We start from the raw sequence: 21864 nt of genomic DNA on the forward strand, positions 1-21864 counted from the left end.
CTACCTCCCTGAGCCCCAGGTGGTGACATCCAGATGCCCCATACACGGCAGGGCGGTCCGTACCCGCCAGTAGGGGTACGGACCGCCCACCACTGAGAGCAAGATCACTCGATTTCGCTACACGAAGCGCATCCCTGTTGACCAGGGACGTCACCCTTTCAGGTAAGGGGTGTCACCCGTCCAGGGAAGCGAGCGCCTTCCTCATCAGTGCCGTCCGGTCGGCCGCCGCGGCGACGTGCTCCAGGCCGAAGCCCAGCAGCACGGTGTCGTCCGTGGTGACCGCGCCGAATGTCCGGAACAGCGCCCCGGTGCGCGTCCAGTCCTTGAGGACGGCCGGGCTGCCCGCGGGCGGGCCGGCCGTCTTCCAGGCGCCGAGGGAGGTCTCGAAGCCCTCGGTCTCCTTCGCCGTGCCGCCGACGACGAGCGCGGCGTCGTCGGCGAGGACGCCGCGCCCGCCGGTGCCCGGGTCGGTGACGTAGCTGATCGACAGCTCGACCGTCTTGCCGGCATAGGCGCTCAGGTCGTAGTTCACCTGCTGCCAGCCGCTGGAGGCGCCGGTGAGGCTGTGCCACTGGCCGGAGCTGCCGGCCGCGGTGCAGCCGTCGTCCGTCAGGGTGAGGTAGCGCTTCAGCCAGGGGTGCTCATTGACGTAGAAGCCGGCCGCGCACTCCTCCGGCACGGTGGCCTTGGTGGCGCCGCCCGCCTCGGGCAGGGTCGTCCAGTCGTCGGCGCCGGTGGTGTGGGCCTCGACCAGGACGTGGTCGTAGCCGGGCTCGGTGTCCCACAGCAACTGGGTGCGCAGCGTGGGCTTGTCCGCCGCCGTGGTGCCGGTGAGGTCCACGGTGCGGGTGAGGCGCTTGTAGCCGTCGTTGGTGTGGACGGCCGCCGCCATGGAGGAGCCCGCGTACGGGCCGTACGGGTTCACCGTGCCGGCGAACTGTCCCGCGCCCTCGCTCGCGAACTGCGGGTACTTGTCGGCGGGCAGTTCGCCGGAGGTGACCGCGTAGGTGCCCGCCTTGTCGAGCGGGTTGCCGGGGGTGCCGGCGAGCGTGCCCGTGAAGCCGCCGAGCCCGCCGGAGCCGGTGAAGCCGGTCGCCCCGGGGGTCGAGGTGCGGCTGTAGGCACCCAGGTAGTACTGGCTGAAGTCGTTCGACAGCGTGCCGCCGCCCAGGTCGACGCTGCCGCCGGCCTGCTCGCCCGCCTCGATCAGCCGGCCGCCCTCGTTGAGGAAGGCCCGCAGCTGGAGCTGGGTGGCGACGCCCGGGACGCCCGCGCCCGTGTAGTGGACGACGGTGTCGAAGTGGCTCAGCACGCCGAGCGCGTCGGGCGCGCCCTGCTTGGCGACGTCCCAGACGGCCGCCTTGCGGCCGTTGGCCTTGAGCGCGTCGACGTAACTCTGTGCCTGCGTGGCGGCGGCGCCTTCCTCGGCGACCACGAGGGTGTTCGCCCTGGGGAGCTCGGCCACGGTGTAGGTGAAGCGCTTGCTGGAGACCGGCTTCCCGTTCTTCGTCTCCCCGGTGAACCACACCTCGACCTTGTCGCCCGGATCGCCGTCCTTGACCTTCGCCCGGTACTCGTCGAAGTAGAGGTTGTCCTCACCGCCGTACGTCTCACCGCCCTTCCAGGGCTTGAGCGCCATGTCCTCGGTGCGGCCGCCGTTGACGCGGTACCTCAGCTCCTTGTCGCGCACGGACTTGCGTGCGACGACGGAGATCTCCTGGTCGGCGCCGCGCGAGTAGGACGTGGAGAAGGCGGCCGGGGTGAAGTCGGCGGCGCTCATGCCGACCGAGGAGGACGGCCGGTCGGGGCGGGCGGCCGACTCGGCGACGGAGAGTGCGAACGGGATGTTCTTCGCGAACTCCTGCTGGATCAGCTTCTCGTCGTCCGGGAAGGTGAAGACCGACCGGCAGTCGGACGCCTTCCACTCGTCGTTCGGGTCGACGTTCGAGGCGGTCGCGCAGGTCGACATCTCAGGGGTGAACATCGCCAGGCCGTTGACGTTCGCCGCGTGGCCGTCGGCCTCGCCGTTCGTCGTGTACAGCTCGGAGGAGACCTGCGGGTGGTAGCCGGGGACCGCCGGGTTCTCGGGCGTGCCGGCGAGCGCCTCGTACAGGACGTCGTCCGGGGTCGGGGTGGCCACCTGCCAGCCGACTCCGTAGAGGATGAGTTCGGCGGCGGAGTGGTAGTTGATGCCGTACGTGAAGCCGATCCGCTTCTGGAAGGCGTCCAGGGCCTTGGTCTCCGGCTCGGAGCCCGGGCTCGCGCCGCGGTAGGTCTCGCTGGTGGGGCTGGGGGACGAGCCCTCGTCGTCGTAGCCCCACTTGTAGGTGAAGTTGCGGTTGAGGTCGACGCCGTCGCCGGTGCCGATGACGCCGTCGCCGTTGTTGTCCCGCAGGTTCTTGCGCCACATGCGGTTGTCGTCGCTCTTGAAGGTGTGGTCGTAGCCGTCGGGGTTGGCCGACAGGAGGAACCACAGCTCCGTGGAGTCGACGATCTTCTTGACGCGCTTGTCCGTCTTGTACTTGTCCAGGTAATGGTGCATCAGGCGCCGGGTCATCTCCGGCGTGATCCACTCGCGCGCGTGCTGGTTGGACATGTAGAGGACGGAGGGCTTGGAGCCGTCCTTCGCCTTCTTCGCGTTCTTGGTGAGCTTCAGGGCGAGGATGTCCTGGCCGCCCACCGTCTTGCCGATGGAGACGACCTTGGTGAGGCCGGGGTGCTGCTGCGCGGCCCGGAGGATCTCCTCCTTCAGGCCACCCCCTCCGCTGTACGGGCGGAACACGCCCTCGGCGGCGTTCTTGACGCGCTTCTCGGCACCTGCGGAGACTTTGTGCTCGGTGAGGCCGACGCCCTGCTTCCGAAGCTTCGTCGCCTGCTGGTCGGTGAGATAGACCTCGACGGTGCCCGTGCCCTTCTCGGGCACCTGCTCGCCGAGTTCGTGGCCGTCCTGACCGGCCGCCAGCAGCAGGGGTACCTGCTTCTGGGTGACCTCGGCCCGGAAGACCTTGACTTCGTCCGAGTCGGACGGGGCCGAACTTCCCGGTTGTGCCTGGGCAATGGGTGCGATGCTCGCTCCGCCGATCAGGAGCGCGCCGACAGCGAGGATCGATCTCGCTCTTCGTCTCATGAACCCCCCTTGCGTGGGTTCGCCACAGCAGCGAACAGATGCCAGGCTCATGACAGTCCATGATCGAGTCAAGAGTGCCTGAACGACACGCAAAAGCCGGTGCCGACCACCCAAGTGGGCGCCGGACACCGGCTGATTGACGGCCTGTGAGGTCAGCCCACGAGGTTGTCGGCGAGTTCGTCGGCGAGGTTGGACTCCGTGCCCGGGATGCCGAGGTCGGAGGCGCGCTTGTCGGCCATGGCCAGCAGGCGGCGGATCCGGCCGGCGACGGCGTCCTTGGTCAGCGGCGGGTCCGCGAGCGCGCCCAGTTCCTCCAGGGAGGCCTGCTTGTGCTCCATGCGCAGCCGGCCGGCGGCGGCGAGGTGCTCGGGGACGTCGTCGGCGAGGATCTCCAGGGCGCGCTGCACGCGGGCACCGGCCGCGACGGCGGCGCGGGCCGAGCGGCGGAGGTTGGCGTCGTCGAAGTTGGCGAGCCGGTTCGCCGTGGCGCGCACCTCGCGGCGCATCCGGCGCTCCTCCCAGGCCAGCACCGACTCATGGGCACCGAGCCGGGTCAGCAGGGCACCGATGGCGTCGCCGTCCCGCACGACGACACGGTCCACCCCGCGCACCTCACGGGCCTTGGCCCCGATCGACAGGCGGCGGGCGGCGCCGACCAGTGCGAGCGCGGCCTCGGGGCCCGGGCAGGTCACCTCGAGGGAGGAGGACCGGCCGGGCTCGGTGAGCGAGCCGTGCGCCAGGAACGCGCCACGCCAGGCGGCCTCGGCGTCGCAGGTGGCCCCCGAGACCACCTGCGGGGGCAGGCCACGGATCGGGCGGCCGCGCCCGTCGACCAGGCCGGTCTGGCGGGCCAGCTGGTCCCCGCCCGCGATGACACGCACGACGTAGCGGGAGCCGCGGCGCAGTCCGCCGGGTGCCATCACGATCAGTTCGGAGCTGTGGCCGAAGATCTCCAGGATGTCCCGCTTCAGACGGCGGGCCGCCATCGCCGTGTCCAGCTCCGCCTCGATCACAATCCGACCGCTCACCAGGTGGAGGCCGCCGGCGAACCGCAGCATGGCGGAGACCTCCGCCTTTCTGCAGCAGGTCCGGGTGACGGGGAGCCGGGAGATCTCGTCCTTCACCGCTGCCGTCATCGCCATGGGCCGATCCTTCCATGCATCCGAAAAATACGGTCGTACGCGGCGGCCAACAGCTCCGGGTCGTGCCTCGGGGTCCCGTCGGGCCTGGCCACCGGCGCCAGCTCGACCGCGGCCCCGAAGCGCTTGGCGGCGTCGGTCAGGGAGTCACGGTCGGGCACGGCGGCCTCGTCGGCCAGCACCACGTCCAGGGCGAGTTTAGGGGCGTGTCGTCCCAAAACCTCCAAATGACGCTGCGGGGAGAAGCCCTCGGTTTCTCCGGGCTGCGGGGCGAGGTTCAGGGAGAGTACCCGGCGTGCCTTGGTCTGCGTGAGCGCGTCCAGCAGCTCGGGCACGAGCAGGTGCGGGATGACCGAGGAGAACCAGGAGCCGGGGCCGAGCACCACCCAGTCCGCGTCCAGGACGGCCTCGACCGCCTCGGGCACGGCGGGCGGGTCGTGCGGCACGACGTGCACGGACTGCACCTCGCCCGGGGTGAGGGCGACGGTGGCCTGGCCGCGGACCGTGTCGACCTCCTCCGGGCGCTCCGGGTCGTGGCCTTTGACCAGGGCCTGGAGCTCCAGTGGGACGGCGGACATGGGCAGCACACGCCCCTGGGCGCCGAGCAGCCGTCCGACCAGGTCGAGGGCCTGCACGTGGTCGCCGAGCTGCTCCCAGAGGGCGACGATCAGCAGGTTGCCGACCGCGTGCTCGTGCAGGTCGCCCTGGGACTGGAAGCGATGCTGGATGACCCGGGCCCAGGTCTGGCCCCAGTCGTCGTCACCGCACAGCGCGGCCAGCGCCTTGCGCAGGTCGCCGGGCGGCAGCACGCCCAGCTCGTCGCGGAGCCGGCCGCTGGAGCCACCGTCATCGGCCACGGTGACGACGGCGGTGAGGTCGCCGGTGATCCGGCGCAGTGCGGCCAGCGAGGCGGACAGGCCCATGCCGCCGCCGAGGGCGACGACCTTGGGCTGGGTGCCCCGGCGGCGTGGTCTGCCGCCCCGGGCCTCGGCGGGCCGGCCGGCCCGTGCGTCGGTGCTGCCGTCGGGCACCACCCGGCGCAGCCGGCTCAGCCGCGGAGTACGTCGTGTCATTCGCGTCCCATGTCCCGGTGTACGACCACGGTCTCCACGCCTTCGGAGGCGAGCCGGGCGGCGAGCTTCTCCGACATGGCGACCGAGCGGTGCTTGCCGCCCGTGCAGCCCACGGCGATGGTCACGTAGCGCTTGCCCTCACGGCGGTAGCCGGTGGCGACGAGCTGGAGCAGCTCCGTGTACCGGTCGAGGAACTCCTTGGCTCCGGGCTGGTTGAAGACGTACCCGGAGACCTCGTCGTTGAGGCCGGTGTAAGGGCGCAGCTCCGGGACCCAGTGCGGGTTCGGCAGGAAGCGGCAGTCGACGACGAGGTCGGCGTCGACCGGCAGGCCGTACTTGTAGCCGAAGGACATCACCGTGGCCCGCAGTTCCGGCTCCTCCTCGCCGGCGAACTGGGCGTCCATCTTGGCGCGCAGCTCGTGCACGTTCAGGCTGGAGGTGTCGATCACCAGGTCGGCGTCGCCGCGCAGCTCGCGCAGCAGTTCGCGCTCGGCGGCGATGCCGTCGACGATCCGGCCGTCGCCCTGGAGGGGGTGCGGGCGGCGCACCGACTCGAAGCGGCGCACCAGGGCATCGTCGGAGGACTCCAGGAAGACGATCCTCCGGGTGACGTTCTTCGCCTCCAGGTCGGCGAGGGACTCGCGGAGGTTGTCGAAGAAGCGGCGGCCGCGGACGTCGACGACGACGGCGATCCGGGCCACGTTGCCCTGGGAGCGGGCGCCGAGCTCCACCATGGTGGGGATCAGCGCGGGTGGCAGGTTGTCGACGACGAACCAGCCGAGGTCTTCCAGGCACTTCGCGGCCGTCGAGCGGCCGGCCCCGGACATGCCGGAGATGATCACCAGCTCGGGGATGGCCGCGTCCGGGACCGGGGCCTTGTCGTTGGGCGTGCCCGTGCTCACCTGTGCTCCGTCTCCGGCTTGCTGTTCTTGCCCGTCGTGCTCGTTCACATTCATGTCTCCTGCCCCCGTCGTTCGTCCGGGGCGCCCATCGTCACGGGTTCCCCACTGGAACCCATGGTCCCGCGTTCCGTGCCAGGTTCCGTGCCGGGTTCCTCTTCCATGATCTCTCCGGTCGCCGTGTTGACGGCGGGTGCGGCCGGGGCCGCCTGGGCGAGGGCCGCCGCGATGGTCTCCGCGGTCTTGCGGCCTATGCCGGGAACCTCGCAGATCTGGTCGATGGTGGCGGATCGCAGTTTCTTCAACGAACCGAAGTGTTTCAGGAGTGCCTGCTTCCGCGTGTCGCCGAGTCCCGGCACGTCGTCCAGAGGGCTGGAGCGGAAGCGCTTGGCCCGCTTCGAGCGCTGGTAGGTGATCGCGAACCGGTGGGCCTCGTCGCGGACCCGCTGGAGCAGGTACAGGCCCTCGCTGGTGCGGGGCAGGACCACCGGGTCGTCGTCGCCGGGCACCCAGACCTCCTCCAGGCGCTTGGCGAGGCCGCACACGGCGATGTCGTCGATACCGAGCTCGTCCAGGGCCCGCCGGGCGGCCGCGACCTGGGGGGCACCGCCGTCGACGACCACGAGCTGGGGCGGGTAGGCGAACTTCCTGGGGCGGCCGTCGTCCTCGGTGAGGCCGGTCCCGACGATCTCGCCGTTGCTGTCGATCTCAGGGGTCTCGGCGTTCTCGCCGTCGGTCCACTCCCCCGTCTTCTCCTTCTCGGCGAGGTAGCGCCGGAAGCGGCGGGTGATCACCTCGTGCATGGAACGGACGTCGTCCTGCCCGGCGAAGCCCTTGATCTGGAAGCGGCGGTATTCGCTCTTGCGGGCGAGCCCGTCCTCGAAGACGACCATGGAGGCCACGACGTCGTCCCCCTGGAGGTGGGAGATGTCGTAGCACTCGATCCTGAGCGGGGCGCTGTCCAGGTCGAGGGCGTCGGCGATCTCCTCCAGGGCGCGCGAGCGCGTGGTCAGGTCGGAGGCGCGCTTGGTCTTGTGCAGGACCAGCGCCTGCTGCGCGTTGCGCTGGACCGTCTCCATGAGGGACTTCTTGTCGCCGCGCTGCGGGACGCGCAGGGAGACGATCGAGCCGCGCCGCCCGGTGAGCCACTCCTGGACGGGCTCCACGGGGTCGGGCAGGGCCGGGACCAGGACCTCCTTGGGGACGGCGTCGCCGGTCTCCTCGCCGTAGAGCTGCTGCAGGGCGTGCTCCACGAGGGCGCCGGTGGTGATCTCCTCCACCTTGTCGGTGACCCAGCCGCGCTGGCCGCGCACGCGTCCGCCGCGCACATGGAAGATCTGGACGGCCGCCTCCAGCTCGTCCTCGGCGACCGCGATCAGATCGGCGTCGGTCGCGTCGGCGAGCACGACCGCGTTCTTCTCCATGGCCTTCTTCAGGGCCTCGATGTCGTCGCGCAGCCGGGCCGCCCGCTCGTACTCCATCTCGTCGGCCGCTTCCGCCATCTGCTTCTCCAGCCGGCGGATGTACGTGTTCGTCCGGCCGGTCATGAAGTCGCAGAACTCATCGGCCAGTTCGCGGTGCTCCTCGGCGGAGACCCGGTCCACGCAGGGGGCCGAGCACTTGCCAATGTAGCCGAGGAGACAGGGGCGGCCGGTGCGGGCGGCGTTCTTGAAGACACCGGCGGAGCAGGTGCGCACGGGGAAGACGCGCAACAGGAGGTCGACGGTGTCGCGGATCGCCCACGCGTGCCCGTACGGCCCGAAGTAGCGGACGCCCTTCTTCTTGTGACCGCGCATCACCTGCACGCGCGGGTACTCCTCGTTCATCGTCACCGCGAGGTACGGGTAGCTCTTGTCGTCGCGGTACTTGACGTTGAACCGGGGGTCGTACTCCTTGATCCAGGAGTACTCCAGCTGGAGCGCCTCGACCTCCGTGGACACCACCGTCCACTCCACGGACGCGGCCGTGGTGACCATGGTCCGGGTGCGCGGGTGCATTCCCGCCACGTCCTGGAAGTAGTTCGCCAGGCGCTGGCGCAGGCTCTTCGCCTTACCGACGTAGATCACCCGGCGGTGCTCGTCACGGAACCTGTAGACCCCCGGCGTGTCGGGGATCTCACCCGGTTTGGGGCGGTAGCTGGAGGGGTCGGCCATGTCTCACACCCTACTGGCGAGCACCGACAGTCCGACGGGAGCGCGGGGCACGATCACGGGCTTGGCGGGTGGCAGTTTCCAACGGCATGTCCCGCCGCGGGGATTACGGCGGGCCGGTAGCGGGAATGCAGGCTTCCCACGGGGACACGGCGGCGTCCGGCGGACGAGGGCCGTGTCGGTGCAGGCACAGGTTGTCAGTGCGGACCGGCCGCTTCCACTCGGAGCGGGCGGGCCACGGGTCGGAGGGCTGCGCAGATGAAGCGGATGCGGATCGAGAAAACCCGGCGGACGGTCCGTGCCCGCCGGTACGCGGACGAGGCGTTCGCGCTGCGCGACGCCCTGGACCCGCGCGACCCCGACATAGTGCGGGCCAAGCGTCTCGCCCTCGAGGAACAGGGCGGAAGCGACCGCTCCTAGAAACCCACCGTCTGCCGCGAACGCCCGGGGCGTACGCCCCGGGCGTTCGCATGTCCGGGCGGGCGTACATCACTGTCCGGCATCAGGTGTTGTCGGGACCAGGTCAACACGCTTCAATGCGGTGGAACTCGGGGCCCTGAACGACGACGTACGGATGTGAAGACCCGCCGGTGCGCCGACGGGACGGCCCCGGGCGGCCCGTGCGAACGGTCTGACCAGCCGTTGCCGACTCAGAGAGAGGCCCCTGCATGCCGCACGCCACACAGCACGCGGACATCGCCACCGCGGACCTGGACTCGGCCCTGCGAGGCGGCCCCTTCCACGTCGCCCTGCGTGCGGCGATCGCAGCCCGTGGGCTGCCGCTGCAGCGCGTGCAGCACCACCTGTCCCGCCACGGCGTGAAGGTCGGTGTCACGAGCCTGAGTTACTGGCAGCAGGGGGCCAGGCGTCCGCAGCGCCCCGAGTCGCTGCGAGCCGTCCGCGCGCTGGAAGAGATCCTGGAGCTTCCCGAGGAGTCGCTGATCCGGCTGCTCGCCGAGTCCGACGCCGGCCCGTCCGGGCAGCGGTCCACGGCCCGGTCCTATCGCTCCCTCGTCGAGGCCTCCGGGGTCCTGGACCAGTTGCTGGCAGAGCTGGACTGCCCGCCGGACGGGGGCCTGCACACCCTCGGGCACCACGAGCGGCTGCGGATCGGGGCGCGGCGCGAGCTGGCCGAGCGCGAGTCGCACCACATCGTGCGCGCCCACCGGGACGGCGTCGACCGCTTCGTCGCCGTCCACCACGGCGACCGGGGAGCCGTGCCCGAGCGCGTGAGGGTGCATGCCCTGGAGAACTGCCGTACGGGACGCGTCCGTTGGCACCGCGACACCGGCGTGCTCGCCGCCGAGCTGCTCTTCGACACCCGGCTGCGGGCCGGGGACACGTTCCTGTTCCGCTACGGCGTCGAGGACGGGACGGCGGACGAGTCGCGCGAGTACGTCCGCGGTTTCGACGTCCCCGGCGGCCAGTACGCGCTCCAGGTGTGCTTCGACGCCGCGGCCCTCCCGGTGCGCTGTCACCGGTTCGCGCAGCACTCGGCGGCGGCGCCGCGCAGCGGCTGCCAGGAGCTGGCGCTGAGTGGACGGCACCGGTCGGTGCACGTGGTCGAGCCGCGGGTGCGGGCCGGGTTTCTGGGGATCGGCTGGGACTGGGAGTAGGCGTCACGACGGCGGGGCCGTGGCCGGTCTGCGGTCGCGGTGCGGTCACGGTGACGGTCCCGCACGGACGTAAACGTTTGCGCAAGCGTTTACGTACGGCGTCGGATGCGATACGTTCCCCGCCGGACCGCCGGAAGCGGAGGAGGGAACGGCATGGCGACCATGGCCGACGTCGCGCGAAGCGCCGGTGTCTCCGTGGCGACCGTCTCGCACGTGCTGAACGGCACCCGGCCGGTGCTGCCGCACACCCGCCAGGCCGTCCTGGACGCCGTGGAGGAGCTCGGCTACACCACGAACACGCTGGCCCGTTCCCTGGTGACGTCCCGCACCCGTTCCATCGGGCTGGCGGTGTCGGCGATCAGCAACCCGTACTTCACGGAGATCCTCCAGGGCGTCGAGGCCAGCGCCCTGGAACACGGCTACAGCCTGTTGATCGCCGATCCGCACGACGACCCGGAGCACGAGCGCAAGGTCGTCCAGTTGCTGCACGAGCGCCGGGTGGACGGCATGATCGTCGCGCCCTCGGCGGATCCGCTCGGGCTGCTGACGTACCTGGGGCGGCACGATGTACCGGCGGTGTTCCTCGACCGGCTGGTGGCCGACCCGGCGGCGGACGGCGGTCCGCGTTTCGACCAGGTGTGCGCCGACAACGCCGAACCGACGTCCCGGCTGGTCACCCATCTCGCCGGCCTCGGCCACCGGCGGATCGGGCTGGTGGCGGGGCGGCCGGGGCTCAGCACCACGAGCGAGCGGATCACCGGCTACCGCAGCGGCCTCGCCTTCGCGGGACTGCCGTACGACGAACGGCTCCTGGTGCACGGCGACTCGGAGTCGGCCGGTGGCGAACAGGCCGCCGCGGCCCTGCTGTCCCTCGCCGTGCCGCCCACCGCGCTGGTCACCGGCAACAACGCCATGACCATCGGGGCGCTGCGTGCCCTGCGCGCCCGCGGCCTGTCCGTACCGGGCGACATCGCGCTGTGCTGCTTCGACGACTTCGCCTGGGCGGATCTGTTCTCGCCCCGGCTCACCGCGATCGCGCAGCCCAGCAAGGACATCGGCGCCCATGCCGTACGCGTGCTCCTGGAGCGTCTCGCCGAGCCGGACCGGCCGGCGCGGACCGTGCGGCTCGCCTCCGCCTTCGTCCATCGCACATCGTGCGGCTGCCCGGAGGAGCCGACACGATCCGAGCATCCCGAACAGCCTCAGCAGGCCCAACAGCCCCAGTAGTACGCACAGTCCGTGCAATCCGCGCGGGCCGCGCAGTCCGAGAGAGGAACCGTCGCATGATCGTCGTCGCCGGTGAGGCACTGATCGACCTGGTACCGCGGGGCGCGGGTGCCCTGGCGGCGCTGCAGCCGGCGCTCGGCGGCGGCCCGTACAACACGGCCGTGGCGCTGGGCCGCCTCGGCTCCCCCGCCGCCTTCTGCTCCCGGGTGTCGTCCGACGCCTTCGGGGAGGCGCTGCTGGACCGGCTGCGCGAGACCGGGGTCGACGTGTCGTCGGTGCAGCGCGGCGCCGAGCCGACGACCCTCGCCGTCGCCACGGTCGGTGTGGACGGCTCGGCGGCGTACTCCTTCTACGTGGACGGGACGGCGGACCGGTTGTTCGCGGCGCCCTCCGCGTTGCCGTCGGGCACTCGTGCGGTCTCCTTCGGCACCTGCTCGCTGGTGCTGGAGCCGGGGGCGAGCGCGTACGAGGAGCTGATGCGTTCGGCGGCCGCGCAGGGCGTGTTCACCGCGCTGGACCCGAACATCAGGGCCGGGCTGATCCCGGACGCGGACGCCTACCGGGCGCGGTTCAAGAGCTGGCTGCCGTCGGTGTCGCTGCTGAAGCTGTCCGCCGAGGACGCCCAGTGGCTCGGCGGCACGCCCCAGGAGTGGCTGGCGGCGGGCCCGGCAGCGGTCGTGATCACCCGGGGCGGTGACGGGCTGACCGTCTTCACCGCCGACGGCGGCGAGTACGCGGTGCCGGGCGAGCGGGTGGAGGTCGTGGACACGATCGGCGCGGGCGACACGGTCAACGCGGCGCTGCTGCACGGACTCGCGGTGCGCGATGCGCTGAGCGAGCGAGCCCTGGAAGCGCTGGGGTCCGACGGCTGGACGGAACTCCTGCGATTCGCGGCTCGCGCGGCGGCCGTCACCTGCTCACGGGCGGGTGCGGAGCCGCCGTACGCGCACGAGCTGGACGGCTGAGTTCGCTCAGCCGGCCTCTCCCACGGCTCGCAGCGCGCCGGGGCGGCGGCCGTCGAGGTGGTCCAGGGCGTCGGCCGTGGCATCGTCCGCGGGCAGATGGACGATCACGCGCTGGCCTTCGTCGGGCAGCACCAGCGTCTCGTGCAGCAGTCGCAGCGATCCGGCCTCCGGGTGCTCGATGTGCTGGGAGCCAGTCCGCCGCGGCACCACGGCCAGGTCGGCGAACCGGTCGGCGAAGTCCGCTCCCGCCGTCACCGTCAGCTCGTCGGCCAGCTCGGCGACGTGCGGATCCCGGAGAGGGGCCCCGTGCCGGAGCCGGGCGACCATGTCGTCGGCCACCCGGTCCCAGTCGCGGTAGGCGACCCGGGCCCGCTCGTCGGTGAACAGGTACCGGAGCAGGTTGGGCCGCTCGTCGTCGAGCAGGCCGAGGGGGCCGGCCAGCCGCTCGTAGCCCGCGGTGTGGGCGAGGATGTCGCCGATCCAGTTGACCACCAGCGCGGGGGTCGGCTCCAGGCGGTCGAGCACGGACCGGACGGTGGGGCGCGCCGTGCGGCCGAGCGACGGGGCCGCCGCGCAGACCAGCGGGTCGCCGCCGTCCGCCTCCTTGGTCAGGCGGCGCAGCAGCATCCGGTCGTTGAGCGTCAGATGCAGGGCGTCGGCGACGGCACCGAGCACCTGGGCGGAGGGGTTGCGGTCGCGTCCCTGTTCCAGCCGGGTGAGGTACTCGACGCTGATGCCGGCGAGCGTGGCCAGTTCGGCGCGCCGCAGGCCCGGGGTGCGGCGCCGCTGCCCCGTGGGCAGCCCCACCTCGGCGGGGCTGACGGCTTCACGCCAGGTGCGCAGGAAGGTGCCCAACTCGTTGTCGCTCACCCGCCGAACGTACAACGCGCCCGGGCGCGGATCGTGGCCCTGCCACTACCAGGCTCCGGACGGTCTCCCTCCTGCGCCGCCCGGCCCTCAGGGTGGAGCACATGACGAATGACATCGCTGCCGCCGCTTCTGCCACCGCCCTGCCGCTGGCTCCGGGGAAATGGGCCCTGGACCCGTTCCACTCTTCGGTGAACTTCACCATCCGTCACCTGGGCATCGCCAAGGTACGGGGTCGTTTCGAGCGGTTGGAGGCCGAACTCTTCGTCGGGGAACGGGTCGAGGACGTGCGGGTCTCCGCGACCGTCGACCTGGCCTCGATCGACACGGGCAACGCTGACCGGGACGCGCATGTCCGCGCCTACGACCTGCTCGACGTCGAGAAGCGCCCGACGATGACGTACCGCTCGACCCGGGTGTCGGGTGAGGGCGAGGACTGGACGATGGAGGGTGAGCTGACGATCGGCGGGGTGACCCGGCCGGTGACGCTCGCCGTGGAGTTCGGCGGGCTGGTCGAGGTGCCGATGGACGGCAGCCGGCATGCCGGGTTCGAGGCGACGGGCGAGATCCGGCGCAGCGAGTTCGGGCTCGACTTCGCTCCCGGTCTGCTCGGGGAAGTGGTGAAGATCCAGCTCGACATGCAGTTCGTGGAGCCGGGGAACGGCTGATCAGCACACGGGCTCCCGACACACCGACGCGCCGTGCCCCACGAGAGTTCCCGTGGGGCACGGCGCGTGGGCGCAGCCCTCAGCCCTTGGTCGTCCGCGTCGTCTTCTTCGCGGCGGCCTTCGTGGTCTTGGTGGTCTTGGTCGCCGCCTTCTTGGCGGCGGTGCTGTTGACCCTCTTGGTGGCGGTCTTCTTCGCCGGGGCCTGCGCCGCGACCGTCTTCTTCGACGCCGTCCTGCGCGGTGCCGGCACCGAGGACGCGTCGCTGATGCGGTCGGCGCCGAGGACCTCCTGGAGGAACTTGCCGGTGTGGCTGGTCGGGACCGCGGCGACCTGCTCGGGGGTGCCCTCGGCGACGACCAGGCCGCCGCCCGCACCGCCCTCGGGGCCCATGTCGACGATCCAGTCGGCGGTCTTGATCACGTCGAGGTTGTGCTCGATGACGATGACCGTGTTGCCCTTGTCGACCAGTCCGGACAGGACCGTCAGCAGCTTGCTGATGTCCTCGAAGTGCAGACCGGTGGTCGGCTCGTCCAGGACGTAGACCGTGCGGCCGGTGGAGCGGCGCTGCAGCTCGCTGGCGAGCTTGACGCGCTGGGCCTCGCCTCCGGACAGGGTGGTCGCGGACTGGCCGAGCCGGACGTAGCCGAGGCCGACGTCCTTCAGGGTCTTCATGTGGCGGGAGATCGCGGGGACCGCCTCGAAGAACTCCGTGGCCTCCTCGATCGGCATGTTCAGGACGTCGGCGATGGACTTGCCCTTGTAGTGGACCTCCAGGGTCTCCCGGTTGTACCGGGCACCGTGGCAGACCTCGCACGGGACGTACACGTCCGGGAGGAAGTTCATCTCGATCTTGATGGTGCCGTCGCCCGAGCAGTTCTCGCAGCGGCCGCCCTTGACGTTGAAGGAGAAGCGGCCGGGCATGTAGCCGCGGACCTTCGCCTCGGTGGTCTCGGCGAACAGCTTGCGGATGTGGTCGAAGACGCCGGTGTAGGTGGCCGGGTTGGAGCGCGGGGTGCGGCCGATGGGCGACTGGTCGACATGCACGACCTTGTCGACGAGGTCGTCGCCGTCCACGCGCGTGTGCCGCCCGGGCACGCTCCTCGCGCCGTTCAGCTCGCGGGCCAGGTGTGTGTACAGGATGTCGTTGACCAGGGTCGACTTGCCGGAGCCGGACACACCGGTGACGGCGGTGAGCACGCCCAGCGGGAAGGACACGTCGATGTCCTGGAGGTTGTTCTCCCGGGCGCCGTGCACCGTGAGCTGCCGGGTCGGGTCCAGCGGGCGCCGGAGGTCGGGCAGCGGGATGGCCTTCTTGCCGGACAGGTACTGACCGGTCTGCGACTCGGCGTTGGCGAGCAGCTCCTTCAGGGAGCCGCTGTGCACCACCTTGCCGCCGTGCTCACCGGCGCCGGGTCCGATGTCGACGATCCAGTCGGCGGTCTTGATGGTGTCCTCGTCGTGCTCGACGACGATGAGCGTGTTGCCCATGTCGCGCAGCCGGACGAGGGTCTCGATCAGGCGGTGGTTGTCGCGCTGGTGCAGGCCGATGGACGGCTCGTCGAGGACGTACAGGACGCCGACCAGGCCGGAGCCGATCTGGGTGGCCAGGCGGATGCGCTGGGCCTCGCCGCCGGAGAGGGTGCCGGCCGCGCGGTTCAGCGAGAGGTAGTCCAGGCCGACGTCGACCAGGAACCGCAGCCGTTCGTTGACCTCCTTCAGCACGCGCTCGGCGATCTTCTTGTCGCGGGCCGTGAGCTTCAGCTCGCCCAGGAAGTCCGCGCAGTCGCTGATCGACATCGCGGAGACCTCGGCGATGGACTTGTCCATGATCGTGACCGCGAGGACGATCGGCTTCAGGCGCGTGCCCTCACAGGTGGGGCAGGGCACCTCGCGCATGTAGCCCTCGAAGCGCTCACGGCTGGAGTCGCTCTCGGCCTCGCGGTGCCGGCGCTTCACGAAGGGGACGGCACCTTCGAAGGCCGTGGTGTACCGGCGCTCGCGCCCGTAGCGGTTGCGGTAGCGGACTTCCACCTGGGTCTTGTGACCGTGGAGCAGGGCCTTCTTGGCGCGCTGCGGCAGGCCCGCGAAGGGGATGTCCGTACGGAAGCCCAGCGCGTCGGCGAGTGCGCCGATGAGGCGGCCGAAGTAGTCCTTGGTGTGGCCGTGCGACCACGGGTGGATGGCGCCTTCGTCGAGGCTCTTGTCCTCGTCCGGGACGATCAGCTCCGCGTCGACCTCCATGCGCGTGCCGATGCCGGAGCAGTCCGGGCAGGCGCCGAAGGGCGAGTTGAAGGAGAAGGAGCGGGGCTCCAGCTCCTCGAAGGACAGGTCGTCGTACGGGCAGTACAGGTGCTCCGAGTACATGCGCTCACGCTCGGGGTCGTCCTCGGGGAGGTCGACGAAGTCGAGCACGACCATGCCGCCGGACAGGCCGAGCGCGGTCTCCACGGAGTCGGTGAGGCGGCGCTTGGCGCCCTCCTTGACCGTGAGGCGGTCGACGACCACCTCGATGGTGTGCTTCTCCTGCTTCTTCAGCGTGGGCGGGTTCGACAGCTGGATCGTCTCGCCGTCCACGCGCGCGCGGGAGTAGCCCTTGGTCTGGAGCTCGGCGAAGAGATCGACGAACTCGCCCTTGCGCTCGCGCACCAGCGGCGACAGCACCTGGAAGCGGCTGCCCTCCGGCAACTCCAGGACCTTGTCGACGATGGCCTGCGGCGACTGGCGGGAGATCGGGCGGCTGCACTCGGGGCAGTGCGGCTTGCCGATGCGCGCGAAGAGCAGACGCAGGTAGTCGTAGACCTCGGTGATGGTGCCGACCGTGGAGCGCGGGTTGCGCGAGGTCGACTTCTGGTCGATGGAGACCGCCGGGGAGAGGCCCTCGATGAAGTCGACGTCCGGCTTGTCCATCTGGCCGAGGAACTGCCGGGCGTAGGAGGAGAGCGACTCCACGTAGCGCCGCTGCCCCTCGGCGAAGATGGTGTCGAAGGCCAGCGAGGACTTGCCCGACCCCGACAGGCCCGTGAAGACGATGAGCGAGTCGCGCGGGAGGTCGAGCGAGACGTTCTTGAGGTTGTGCTCGCGCGCTCCACGAACGATGAGACGGTCGGCCACGCCGGTCCGCACCTTTCTTGAGAGAAGTGACAGGGGCGGGGCCCCCGTCCTTCTCAGACTAGGGGGAGCCACTGACAACGCCGGTCGGATTCACGGGTTGTCAACAAAACCCCGGCTCTCCAGCATGCCCGACGCCACGTCCGACCCTATAGCACGTGCATTCGATTTACGGCACTCGTTCACCACCTTCACCCAAAGGTGTGGCGCGGCTAGGGTCAGCACCATGATTGATCACGGTCATGACCTGGCGTCTGTACGTGACGCTACGGAGCGGCTGCTCATCGCAGTCGGCAAACAGGACAACGCGTCTGTGACGCAGCCGTCACGGCTTCCCGGCTGGACCCGCGGCCATGTCCTCGCCCACCTCGCCCGCAACGCGGACGCCCTCGTGAACGTCCTCGAAGGGCGCCCCATGTACGTCTCCGGCGAGGCCCGGGACGCCGACATCGAGCGGGACGCCCCACGCGCCCTCGACGTCCAGCTCGCCGACCTGCGCGAGAGCGCGGCCCGCTTCCAGGAGACCGGGGCCGCTCCGGCGGACTGGTCGCGCACGGTGGAGCTGCGCAACGGGGTCACGGACTCCGCGTCCCGGGTGCCGTTCCGGCGCTGGGTGGAGGTGGAGCTGCACCACGTGGACCTGGGGATCGGGTACGAGCTGGAGGATCTGCCGACGGAGTTCACCGAGCGGGAGATCGTCTTCCTGGCCGACCGGTTCGCCGGGCATCCCGACGTACCGCCCACGCGCCTCACGGACTCCACGCGCGCGTGGAGCACGGGACGGGAACCCGGAGAAGGACCCGAGGTGACCGTCACTGGTCCCCCGGCCGATCTTCTGGGCTGGCTCGCCGGCCGCCGTGCCGGATCCGCGCTGGAGGTGGCCGGGGGCCGGCTTCCGGCGCTGCCCCCGCTCTAGGACCCGGACCACTCCCCCGCTATAGGCTGGCGGACATGACGTACAGCGGAGAGGTGACGGTCGGCGGGCCTGCCGACGTGCACGAGCTCAAGGACCTGATGATCACCAAGATCGCGGTCGGTCCGATGAACAACAACGCCTATCTGCTGCGCTGCCGGGCCACGGACGAGCAGTTGCTGATCGACGCCGCGAACGAGGCGCACACACTGCTCGGCATGATCGGTGGCGACGGCATCGCGTCCGTCGTCACCACCCACCAGCACGGCGACCACTGGCAGGCGCTCGCCGAGGTCGTGGCGGCCACCGGCGCCCGCACGTACGCGGGCCGGGACGACGCCGACGGCATCCCCGTACGGACCGACGTGCTGGTCGACGACGGCGACACCATCCGGGTGGGGCGCGTGGAACTCACCGCGCGCCACCTGGTCGGGCACACGCCCGGCTCGATCGCCCTCGTCTACGACGACCCGCACGGGCACCCCCATGTGTTCACCGGGGACTGCCTGTTCCCCGGCGGTGTGGGCAACACCCACAAGGACCCCAAGGCGTTCGCCAGCCTCCTCCACGATGTGGAGACCAGGATCTTCGACGTCCTCCCGGACGAGACGTGGGTCTACCCGGGGCACGGCAACGACACGACGCTGGGCACGGAGCGCCCGCAACTGCCGGAGTGGCACGCGCGCGGGTGGTGAGAGGCCGAGCCGGGGCGCGAGTTCGCAGTCACAAGCCGCGCACGCGCCCCGTGTGAACGCTTCACACGCGCCGGTGTCGTGCGCGCGCTCCCGGTGCGTGTAGTTGCGCGGTCAACTGGTAGGAGCCCCGCGCAGGATGACGGCTCCTGGGCGGATGGGCCGCCGGCCTGTCGATCCCCGCCCTCGGCCGGCGGCCCCGGCCGTTCACGAGATTGCAACACCCGTTCCCACCATGCGGACGCCTGGTGCCGTGACCTCGACAAACGGGACTGTCGGCTGCCAATCTCCCGCCATGCATCCTGCCCCTCGCGCCCTGCGCCGCGCTGCCGCCGCCGTCGTCCTCCTCCTCGCCGCCGCCGCCGTGAGCTGTGCTCCGCAGCCGGAGGCGTCGGACGGGCCATCGGCATCGGCCGCAAGCACCTGCGCCAAGGGCAAGTTGGCCACCCACTCCTCGGGCAAGCTGACCATCGCCACCGACGAACCCGCCTACGAGCCGTGGTTCAAGGACGACGACCCCGCCGGCGGCAAGGGCTTCGAGTCGGCGGTCGCGTACGCCGTCGCCGAGCGGCTCGGGTACGGCAAGGACAAGGTCGCCTGGCAGACCGTCCCGTTCAACAAGGCCTTCGCGCCCGGCGAGAAGACCTTCGACTTCGACATCAACCAGGTGTCCGTCAGCGCCGAACGCAAGAGGGCCGTGGACTTCTCGTCCGGCTACTACGACGTGCGCCAGGCCGTCGTCGCGCTGAAGGGCTCCAAGGCCGCGAAGGCGAAGAGCATCGCCGACCTGAAGGACGTGAAGCTGGGCGCCCAGGTCGGTACCACCAGTCTCGACTACATCGACGACGTGGTGAAGCCGAAGCAGGCCGCGGCCGTCTACGGCAAGAACGACCAGGCCAAGTCCGCGCTGAAGAACGGCCAGGTCGGCGCCATCGTCGTGGACCTGCCGACGGCCTTCTACATCACCGGGGCCGAGATCACGGACGCGACGGTCGTCGGCCAGTTCGAGAACCAGGGCGGTACGCCGGAGCAGTTCGGTCTCGTGCTCGACAAGGGCAGCGCGCTCACCCCCTGCGTCTCGCGGGCCGTGGACGCGCTGCGCGAGGACGGCACGCTCGCCAAGCTCGAGCAGCAGTGGCTGTCGGACGCCGTCGACGCCCCGGTGCTCAAGTGACGGTGAACAAGGAGGAGCTGGCGGAGGGATCCGGCGAGCACGACGCGCCGGACGGGTACGTCCCCTCGCAGCGGCGCCTGGACCGTGAACGCTACAAGCGCGCCCGCGCCCGGCGTGCCACCGCGATCGGCGCGCTCTCGACCCTCGTCACGGGAGCCGTCCTCTACCTGGTCGTCGTCAACGCCCCGGGCTGGCCGCGCACCAAGGAGACCTTCTTCGACTGGGGGTACGCGCGCGAGGCGTTCCCGAAGGTCCTCGACGGGCTGTGGCTGAACGTCCGGCTGCTGCTGATCTGCGGTGCCGCGGTGCTCGTCCTCGGCATGCTGATCGCCGTCGCGCGTACACTGCGCGGCCCGGTGTTCTTCCCGCTGCGCGCCCTGGCCGCCGCCTACACGGACTTCTTCCGGGGGCTGCCGCTCATCATCAACCTGATGATCGTGGTCCTCGGCGTCCCGGCGCTGCGGCTCCAGGGGGTGACCGTCGACCCGGTGCTCCTCGGCGGCACCGCGCTCACCCTGACGTACTCGGCGTACGTCGCCGAGGTGTTCCGCGCCGGCATCGAGTCCGTGCATCCCTCGCAGCGTGCCGCGGCCCGCTCCCTCGGGCTCAGCAACCGGCAGGCGCTGCGCCACGTGGTGCTGCCCCAGGCCGTACGCCGCCAGGTGCCGCCGCTGCTGAACGACCTGGTGTCGCTGCAGAAGGACACCGGGCTGGTCTCGATCGGCGGTGCGGTGGACGCCGTACGGGCCGCCGACATCATCGTCGGACGCAGCCTCAACTACACGCCGTACATCGTCGCGGGTCTGGTCTTCGTCGCGCTGACCATCCCGATGACCCGCTTCACGGACTGGGTGACGGCGCGGATGGACCGCCGGCGGGCCCAGGGAGGAACCACATGAGCGAAACGTCCGTGCTGCGCATGGAGTCCGTCCGCAAGACCTTCGGCGGCTCGGTCGTCCTGCGGGACGTCGACCTGGAGGTGGCCCCGCACACGGTCACCGCGCTGATCGGCGCCTCCGGCTCCGGCAAATCCACGCTGCTGCGGTGCGCGAACCTGCTGGAAGAGATCGACGACGGGGCGATCTGGCTGGACGACGAGGAGATCACCGACCCGCGCGTCGACCAGGACGCCGTGCGCCGCCGGATCGGCGTGGTCTTCCAGTCGTACAACCTCTTTCCGCACATGACGGTCCTGGAGAACATCACGCTCGCTCCGCGCCGGGTGCACGGCCTGCCCCGCGCCGAGGCCGAGGCACGCGCGCGTGCGCTGCTGGAGCGGCTGGGGCTGGGCGGGAAGGCGGGCGAGTACCCGGACCGGCTGAGCGGCGGCCAGCAGCAGCGGGTGGCGATCGTGCGTGCCCTGGCGGTACGCCCCCGGCTGCTGCTGCTCGACGAGATCACCGCCGCCCTCGATCCCGAGCTGGTGGGCGAGGTCCTCACCGTCGTCCGCGACCTGAAGGACGAGGGCATGACCATGGTGCTGGCCACGCACGAGATGGGCTTCGCACGGGAGGTCGCCGACCAGGTGTGCTTCCTGGAGGGCGGCGTGGTGCTGGAACGCGGCACCGCCGAGCAGGTCTTCGGGGAACCGCGGCAGGAGCGCACGCAGCGCTTCCTGCGGCGGATCGTGGAGGCGGGGCGGCTGTAAGGGGCGCTAGCCAGGGCGATCGGGGCTTACACCGCGGGCAGGGTCTACGCGTCCGCCTGTCCCGCTCCCGCCAGCGCCGCGACGCGCTCCACCCCGAACACATAGCCCTGGACCCCGCAGCCCGCGATGACCCCGTCGGCGCGCAGCGAGACGTAGGAGTGATGCCGGAACGACTCGCGCTTGTGGATGTTGGAGATGTGGACCTCCAACACCGGCATGCCGTCACAGGTGTTGAGGGCGTCCAGGATGGCGACGGAGGTGTGCGAGTAGGCACCCGGATTGATCACGATGCCGCAGTGGTTCAGCCGCGCCTCGTGGATCCAGTCCACCAGCTCGCCCTCGTGGTTGGACTGGCGGAAGTCGACCGTGCCGCCGTGCGCGGCCGCCGCCTTGGCGCACAGGGCCTCGACGTCGGCGAGCGTGTCGGAGCCGTAGATCTCCGGCTGACGCTGGCCGAGCAGGTTCAGGTTGGGGCCGTTGAGGATCATGATCGGGGCGTTGGCCAGGGTGCGGGGCACGGTTCCTCCGGTCCGTTCAGGGTCGGGCGGCCCGTGACGGACCGCTGCTCGGACCCGGTTTATCACGGTGCGCCGACAG

At 70.8% G+C, this 21864-nt stretch carries 18 protein-coding genes; 10 read left to right on the forward strand and 8 right to left on the reverse strand.

All coding sequences use genetic code 11. The features are described from left to right. Nucleotides 1–172: 172 nt before the first annotated feature. The 5 genes from ACZ58V_RS26915 to uvrC form a co-directional block, all read right to left on the reverse strand. The gene (locus tag ACZ58V_RS26915; RefSeq protein WP_471293012.1) at nucleotides 173–3127 is read right to left on the reverse strand and encodes a M14 family metallopeptidase; all 2955 of its coding nucleotides are present in this window, start codon (nucleotides 3125–3127) and stop codon (nucleotides 173–175) included. Nucleotides 3128–3279: 152 nt separating this feature from the next. Beyond that, complete coding sequence (gene whiA, locus ACZ58V_RS26920) at nucleotides 3280–4269, reverse strand: DNA-binding protein WhiA (protein WP_189731004.1); 990 nt, start codon at nucleotides 4267–4269, stop codon at nucleotides 3280–3282. Continuing rightward, nucleotides 4260–5339, reverse strand: a complete 1080-nt coding sequence (locus ACZ58V_RS26925) for a gluconeogenesis factor YvcK family protein (protein WP_189731002.1) — start codon at nucleotides 5337–5339, stop codon at nucleotides 4260–4262. Before ACZ58V_RS26925 ends, whiA begins: the two co-directional genes overlap by 10 nt. Further along, nucleotides 5336–6295, reverse strand: coding sequence for an RNase adapter RapZ (gene rapZ / locus ACZ58V_RS26930; RefSeq protein ID WP_468193278.1), 960 nt, complete (start codon nucleotides 6293–6295; stop codon nucleotides 5336–5338). The genes ACZ58V_RS26925 and rapZ overlap by 4 nt, the downstream gene beginning before the upstream one ends. Continuing rightward, on the reverse strand, nucleotides 6292–8391 hold the full coding sequence (gene uvrC / locus ACZ58V_RS26935; protein ID WP_468193280.1) for an excinuclease ABC subunit UvrC: 2100 nt from the start codon (nucleotides 8389–8391) through the stop codon (nucleotides 6292–6294). The genes rapZ and uvrC overlap by 4 nt, the downstream gene beginning before the upstream one ends. 264 nt (nucleotides 8392–8655) lie before the next feature. On the opposite strand from uvrC, the gene ACZ58V_RS26940 reads away from it, so the two are divergent. From ACZ58V_RS26940 to ACZ58V_RS26955, 4 genes are all read left to right on the forward strand, one after another. Beyond that, nucleotides 8656–8808, forward strand: coding sequence for a hypothetical protein (locus ACZ58V_RS26940; protein WP_184597020.1), 153 nt, complete (start codon nucleotides 8656–8658; stop codon nucleotides 8806–8808). 248 nt (nucleotides 8809–9056) lie between these two features. Then, nucleotides 9057–10004 (forward strand): hypothetical protein, encoded by a 948-nt coding sequence (locus ACZ58V_RS26945; RefSeq protein WP_471293016.1) that lies wholly within the window; start codon nucleotides 9057–9059, stop codon nucleotides 10002–10004. 153 nt (nucleotides 10005–10157) lie between these two features. Continuing rightward, nucleotides 10158–11231 carry a LacI family DNA-binding transcriptional regulator gene (locus ACZ58V_RS26950; RefSeq protein WP_471293019.1) on the forward strand — a complete coding sequence of 358 codons (1074 nt, stop codon included), beginning with the start codon at nucleotides 10158–10160 and terminating at the stop codon, nucleotides 11229–11231. A gap of 56 nt (nucleotides 11232–11287) precedes the next feature. Then, nucleotides 11288–12196 carry a carbohydrate kinase family protein gene (locus ACZ58V_RS26955; RefSeq protein ID WP_468193285.1) on the forward strand — a complete coding sequence of 303 codons (909 nt, stop codon included), beginning with the start codon at nucleotides 11288–11290 and terminating at the stop codon, nucleotides 12194–12196. Between the two features lie 6 nt (nucleotides 12197–12202). On the opposite strand, the gene ACZ58V_RS26960 is transcribed toward ACZ58V_RS26955, so the two are convergent. Further along, entirely contained in the window at nucleotides 12203–13066 is an 864-nt protein-coding gene (locus ACZ58V_RS26960; RefSeq protein WP_471293022.1) for a helix-turn-helix domain-containing protein, read from the reverse strand. A gap of 101 nt (nucleotides 13067–13167) precedes the next feature. Here ACZ58V_RS26960 and ACZ58V_RS26965 point away from each other — a divergent pair, with 101 nt between their 5' ends. Then, a complete protein-coding gene (locus ACZ58V_RS26965; RefSeq protein ID WP_471293026.1) occupies nucleotides 13168–13731 on the forward strand; it encodes a YceI family protein in 564 nt (187 codons plus the stop codon). Between the two features lie 79 nt (nucleotides 13732–13810). Here ACZ58V_RS26965 and uvrA read toward each other — a convergent pair whose 3' ends face one another. Beyond that, a complete protein-coding gene (uvrA, locus tag ACZ58V_RS26970; RefSeq protein ID WP_468193289.1) occupies nucleotides 13811–16843 on the reverse strand; it encodes an excinuclease ABC subunit UvrA in 3033 nt (1010 codons plus the stop codon). A 223-nt stretch (nucleotides 16844–17066) separates the two neighbouring features. On the opposite strand from uvrA, the gene ACZ58V_RS26975 reads away from it, so the two are divergent. From ACZ58V_RS26975 to ACZ58V_RS26995, 5 genes are all read left to right on the forward strand, one after another. Continuing rightward, nucleotides 17067–17756: a maleylpyruvate isomerase family mycothiol-dependent enzyme gene (locus ACZ58V_RS26975; protein WP_471293029.1), complete on the forward strand. Its 690-nt coding sequence runs from the start codon at nucleotides 17067–17069 to the stop codon at nucleotides 17754–17756. A 35-nt stretch (nucleotides 17757–17791) separates the two neighbouring features. Continuing rightward, the gene (locus ACZ58V_RS26980; RefSeq protein WP_193480669.1) at nucleotides 17792–18448 is read left to right on the forward strand and encodes an MBL fold metallo-hydrolase; all 657 of its coding nucleotides are present in this window, start codon (nucleotides 17792–17794) and stop codon (nucleotides 18446–18448) included. A 292-nt stretch (nucleotides 18449–18740) separates the two neighbouring features. Next, entirely contained in the window at nucleotides 18741–19619 is an 879-nt protein-coding gene (locus ACZ58V_RS26985; protein WP_468193292.1) for an ABC transporter substrate-binding protein, read from the forward strand. Then, nucleotides 19616–20518: an amino acid ABC transporter permease gene (locus ACZ58V_RS26990; protein WP_468193294.1), complete on the forward strand. Its 903-nt coding sequence runs from the start codon at nucleotides 19616–19618 to the stop codon at nucleotides 20516–20518. Before ACZ58V_RS26985 ends, ACZ58V_RS26990 begins: the two co-directional genes overlap by 4 nt. Beyond that, entirely contained in the window at nucleotides 20515–21267 is a 753-nt protein-coding gene (locus ACZ58V_RS26995) for an amino acid ABC transporter ATP-binding protein (protein ID WP_468193295.1), read from the forward strand. The genes ACZ58V_RS26990 and ACZ58V_RS26995 overlap by 4 nt, the downstream gene beginning before the upstream one ends. A 44-nt stretch (nucleotides 21268–21311) precedes the next feature. On the opposite strand, the gene aroQ is transcribed toward ACZ58V_RS26995, so the two are convergent. Beyond that, complete coding sequence (aroQ, locus tag ACZ58V_RS27000) at nucleotides 21312–21785, reverse strand: type II 3-dehydroquinate dehydratase (protein ID WP_184596819.1); 474 nt, start codon at nucleotides 21783–21785, stop codon at nucleotides 21312–21314. Nucleotides 21786–21864: the final 79 nt, after the last annotated feature.

It is taken from the genome of Streptomyces sp. NPDC040589 (assembly GCF_055594445.1).